Origin of the sequence: Mesorhizobium sp. M2A.F.Ca.ET.067.02.1.1 (assembly GCF_004023285.1) — a bacterium.
Classification (GTDB): domain Bacteria; phylum Pseudomonadota; class Alphaproteobacteria; order Rhizobiales; family Rhizobiaceae; genus Mesorhizobium.
Genome location: NZ_RZSB01001023.1, coordinates 1 through 1,707, shown reverse-complemented (window position 1 = coordinate 1,707; position 1,707 = coordinate 1). Strand labels below are relative to the sequence as shown.

At 66.3% G+C, this 1,707-nt stretch carries 1 protein-coding gene; it reads right to left on the bottom strand.

Annotated elements, in window-relative coordinates; all coding sequences use genetic code 11:
* On the bottom strand, positions 1-1,707 hold a 1,707-nt coding region (locus EOA28_RS34960), incomplete at both ends, for an indolepyruvate ferredoxin oxidoreductase family protein (protein WP_128315808.1).

Below are 1,707 nucleotides of genomic sequence, written 5' to 3'. Positions count from 1 at the left end.
GAAATGCGCCTTGTCGTCGCCGGCAGCGGCCCGGATCGCCTTCTTCAGCCGCTCGACCGGCAGCGAGAAGTCCGCCGAACGGGTGAATTCGCCGGGCATGATCTCGGCGGTGTTGGCGAGGAAGATCGTGTGGCCCTCGCGGACCGCGCCCAGCACCTTCTTGGCGCCGGAGACGACGAGGTCGCAGCCGAGCACAAGGTCGGCCTTGCCGGCCGAGACGCGAATGGCGTGGATGTCCTCGGGTGTCGGGGCGATGCGGACATGAGTGAAGACCGAGCCGCCCTTCTGGGCGAGGCCCGCCATATCGATCATGCCGCAACCCTTGCCTTCCAGATGCGCGGCCATGCCGAGCACCGCGCCGACGGTGACGACGCCGGTGCCGCCGACGCCGTCGATGATCGCCGCCCAGCCCTGGTTGCCCATGCGGAATTCGGCCGGCGCCGGCACGCCGTCCAGCGGATCGGCCCTGCCGGCAGTGCCTTCGGCCTTCCTGATCTTGCCGCCATGCACGGTGACGAAAGACGGGCAGAAACCGTTGAGGCAGGAAAAATCCTTGTTGCAGCTCGACTGGTCGATGCGGCGCTTGCGGCCGAATTCGGTCTCGACCGGCTGGATCGAGACGCAGTTGGACTGTACGCCGCAATCGCCGCAGCCTTCGCAGACCAGCTCGTTGATGAAGACGCGTTTGTCCGGATCGGGGAAGGTGCCGCGCTTGCGTCGGCGGCGCTTTTCGGCGGCGCAGGTCTGATCGTAGAGCAGCACCGAAACGCCTTTCACCTCGCGCAATTCGCGCTGGACGAGATCGAGATCGTCGCGATGGTGGATGGTTATGCCGGCCGGGAAATCGGCCTTGCCGGCATATTTGCCAGGCTCGTCCGTGACAACGGCGATGCGCTCGACGCCCTCGGCGCGCACTTGCCTGGCGATCATGTCGACGGTCAGGCCGCCCTCATGCGGCTGGCCGCCGGTCATGGCGACGGCATCGTTGTAGAGGATCTTGTAGGTGATGTTGGCGTCGGAGGACAGCGCGAAGCGGATCGCCAGCACGCCGGAGTGGTTGTAGGTGCCGTCGCCGAGATTCTGGAAGATGTGGTCGCGCTTGGAGAACGGCGCCTGTCCGACCCATTGCGCGCCCTCGCCTCCCATGGCGGTGAAGCCGACGGTGTTCCTGTCCATCCACAGCGCCATGAAGTGGCAGCCGATGCCGGCGGCGGCCAGCGAGCCGTCCGGCACCTTGGTCGAGGAATTATGCGGGCAGCCCGAGCAGAAGAAAGGCGTGCGCGAGCCGATATCGAGCGTGTCGGCGAGCATCGCCTGGAACTGGCGCAGCTTCGCCACCCGCGCTGCGATCTCTTCCGAGGAGCCGATGGTGCGCAGGATCCGTTCGCCGAGCGCAATCGCGATCTCGTTCGGATCGAGCGCACCCTTGGCCGGAAACAGCCAGTCACCGCGCTCGTCCTTCTTGCCGACGATCACCGGCTGGGTGGCGGTGCCGTAGAGGTTCTCGCGCAGCTGCACCTCGATCAGCGAGCGCTTCTCCTCGACGACGACGATGGTGTCGAGGCCGCGGGCGAAGTCGGCGATGTGCTGGAAATCCAACGGCCACGGACAGCCGACCTTGAACAGGCGGATGCCGATGCGGTTGGCGGCCGCTTCGTCGATGCCGATATCCTCCAGCGCTTGGCGGACGTCGAGATAGCTCTTGCC